Annotated in this window: 2 protein-coding genes and 2 pseudogenes; 3 read left to right on the top strand and 1 reads right to left on the bottom strand. The window is 66.6% G+C overall.

The features are described from left to right. Together VIM26_RS17945 and VIM26_RS17950 are read left to right on the top strand one after the other, a co-directional pair. Positions 1–411 (top strand): annotated as a pseudogene (locus VIM26_RS17945) (3-methyladenine DNA glycosylase); the annotation flags it as partial. A 497-nt stretch (positions 412–908) separates the two neighbouring features. Further along, a complete protein-coding gene (locus VIM26_RS17950) occupies positions 909–1,055 on the top strand; it encodes a hypothetical protein (protein ID WP_331953670.1) in 147 nt (48 codons plus the stop codon). A gap of 31 nt (positions 1,056–1,086) precedes the next feature. Here VIM26_RS17950 and VIM26_RS17955 read toward each other — a convergent pair whose 3' ends face one another. Next, positions 1,087–1,341, bottom strand: a complete 255-nt coding sequence (locus tag VIM26_RS17955; protein WP_331953671.1) for a hypothetical protein — start codon at positions 1,339–1,341, stop codon at positions 1,087–1,089. 1,087 nt (positions 1,342–2,428) lie between these two features. On the opposite strand from VIM26_RS17955, the pseudogene VIM26_RS17960 reads away from it, so the two are divergent. Then, a pseudogene (locus VIM26_RS17960) lies at positions 2,429–2,872 on the top strand (hypothetical protein); the annotation flags it as partial.

Here is a 2,872-nt window from a genome sequence, read left to right on the forward strand (position 1 = left end):
GCCCACCCGATCCGCTGCAGCCACTTCGACGCCTTCCGCTTCTTCACGCGCGACGCCGTGCCGCTCAACGCCGTGCAGCCCACCCGCGCGACGCAGGTGGAGCTCGAGCAGCCCGGGTGCCTGCACGCCGGGATGGACCTGCTGAAGTGGTCGTTGAAGTTGGGACCAGCCGTGCCCGGGGACCTGCTACTGGACTGCTTCCAACTTGCCGGTGAGATCCGACTCCTTGACATGCAGGCGTCGCCGTACGACGTGTCCTCCCTTGGTGAGGTCGCCGTGGCCATCGAGACCGCCGAGGGGAAGGCGGAGTACGTAGCGCGGCAGAGGGTGTTCGCCGAGCGCGCCGGAGTTCTGCGGGAGCGCCTCATCCAGGTTTGCGATGCCCTGCTTCCAGACATCCCGCAGACCTAATGCCAGCCGCAAAGTGTGGGTATGGCGGCAACGATCGTCCCGAGCCCGATCAGCAGCAGACCAAGCATCTCCATCCTGATCGAGCCCGTAGCGACGTCAGTGACCGACTTCTCTACCTCCGCGATCGACTTGGCCGACTCTGTTCGAATCTTGGGTCCAGACTGCGCCAGCCATCCGGCTTCGTGGACCATCGCGGACCACATCGACCGTCGACGGACTTACCTTGGATCCATGACGGATCTTTCGTGGGCTGCCTGCCCATTCGGCATCCCGCCTCGGCGGACGAGATGACCGAGGACCAGGAGGACTGGGCGCTCGGCCAGATGCTGCTGGAGAGGATCGCCGAGGACGACGGGGAAGGCCGGATCCTCGCGGAAGACCTGCCCGAGTAGTGACCTTCCCTCTCCGGGAGTCAGTCCCCATCCGGAGCGGAGATCCCGAACGCGTGGAGGGCCTCCACCACGTAGCCACGCACGCCCGCGGACCCGGAGGATCTGATGGCCGACGACGAGGAAGATTCGACAAGCGATCCCGACCCCACGACGCCCTTGACGTTCGACGAGAAGTTGGTGCGCTGGCTGCGCGCCGCGCCGGACGGCCAGCGGATCTATTTCGCCAACCCCCCGATGGACGAGGAGCCTTAACCGGTCTGGTCGGTGCCCATCGACCAACCTGCTACTCGATGGCCCCGCCGTACGCCGCCACGACCGTCCACCCGAGCCTTCCCTTCTGTAGAACAAAATCCAGGGTGCCGAACTTGCCAGTGAACGAGCAGTACATTTCGCCGCAAGCCTTGACAGCCTCATCTCCAACCAGTGGCTGACACTGCGTAAGTTCGTAGATGGCCGCTTCCTGCGATTGATCCTTGAAGTCCGCTACGGCTTTCGCGTTGCCGTATGACGCGGCCTCCACCTCGTTCTTGGCTGCCATGGTTTCAAGAAATCCCTGAGCGACGCGGTCCGGCTCAAGAGGCCCGGCGGGGCCAGGGGTTGCCAGGTTCGCCGCAGGCAAAGCGGGCTCCGGTACCAGGATTGGCGACGCAGCGGAACTTGGCGACGAAGCAGGATGAGCGACGTCTCCGGCGACGCCGGATTGCGACGTGTGCCTGGCTCCCATTGCCACCGCCGCTGCGATCACGACGACGGCCAGGATGGCGGCTCCTACGGTCGAGAGATGCTTCGGGCGCCCCTTGGGGGCGATGACAGTCGCAACGTTGGGCTCAGGCGGTTGCACCCGCACGGCTGGCGACGTGGTCCTTGCTCCGCACTCGGGGCAATATGCCGCACCGGCAGAAAGCCGGTGACCTGCGGGACAGCCGACATCGCCGAGTGCCGCAACTGGTGGAGTGTTCGTCCGGCGCTCGCAGATGTAAAGATCTCTGCGGCCCGACGATACGACAGCCTCGCGCGCCCCGTCGTCGGGCAGCGGTCACTGCTCGCCGGGACCCGCGACGGGGATGGAGTCCTCGACGACAGGAACACCGGTCCGGCGACGCGCCCGGCAATCACCTTGGGGAGCAGGCGGGCGGATCCGGTCTGGAAGTGAAGTACGTCGCGATCTCCGCCCTTGCGGACCGTGTAGGCCCGTTTAGTCTCCAGATCGACGTCCTCGATGTTGAGGCGCAGGACCTCCTCACCGTAAGCGGGTGCGGCCGGAGCGGATTTGGGTCCCTCCTGCGTTCGCGATCCGCGATCTGGCACGTCCGGCTGTGTCGTCAACGGCGAGGTGGAGTGCGCTCCGTCGAGGCCTCCGGGTTCAGCCCGAGCTCGATTGGCAACGCGAACTCGTTGTCGCACAAACGAACCGCCCGGGTCGGCCGAAAATTGTGAAGATCGACCGACGGATGCACCCACAGGCTTCCATTCCGCGCAACAATCCACAGAATTGCCTCGCAGCGGCGGTCATTGTTACCAACTCGTTGCAACGCACCGCCTGCGCGCCTTCATTGAGTGTCAGTGGCTCGCGCTAGAGTTTGTCGCAGAGCAATTCGAAGGAATGCGACCGCAGGGGGTGCGAGATGGCGTTCGACGACGGCGTGGACTCGCGCACCGACGGATCGCTTGGCGGCGCGGCGCCCAGCGGCGCGGCTCTCGTGATCAGCATGCTCGCGGAGCTGTCCTGGGCCGACACGATCGCCGTGATGCAGGCGGGCACCGATACGCTCGCCGCGGTCGCGCCGCGGGACCTGGACGGGTCCGGTGCGCTGGCGCTGTTCGACGGGACGCACGAGCTGGGTGACCGGCTGAGCGCGATCGCGGCGCGGGCGCTGCCGGTCGTGGAGACCGACGTGCCGTGGGCCACCGAGGCCCGCACGTTCGCGAACTGGGTCTCGCGCCGGGTGCACGTCACGCACTACCGCGCCGCCCGGATGACCCGCCTGGGTCGCGCGCTGCGCGACGAGCTGCCGCTGACCGCCGTAGCGGTGGTGACCGGCGGCGCGCAGCGCATCAACGTCGAGCAG

The sequence above is a fragment of the Pengzhenrongella sp. genome (genome assembly GCF_036565025.1).
GTDB lineage: Bacteria > Actinomycetota > Actinomycetes > Actinomycetales > Cellulomonadaceae > Pengzhenrongella.

What these genes read in the sequence shown, in the direction of transcription:
- VIM26_RS17950 (WP_331953670.1), top strand. Translation starts at nt 909, where the DNA reads ATGGCCGACGACGAGGAAGATTCGACAAGCGATCCCGACCCCACGACG.
- VIM26_RS17955 (WP_331953671.1), bottom strand. Translation starts at nt 1,341, where the DNA reads ATGGCAGCCAAGAACGAGGTGGAGGCCGCGTCATACGGCAACGCGAAA.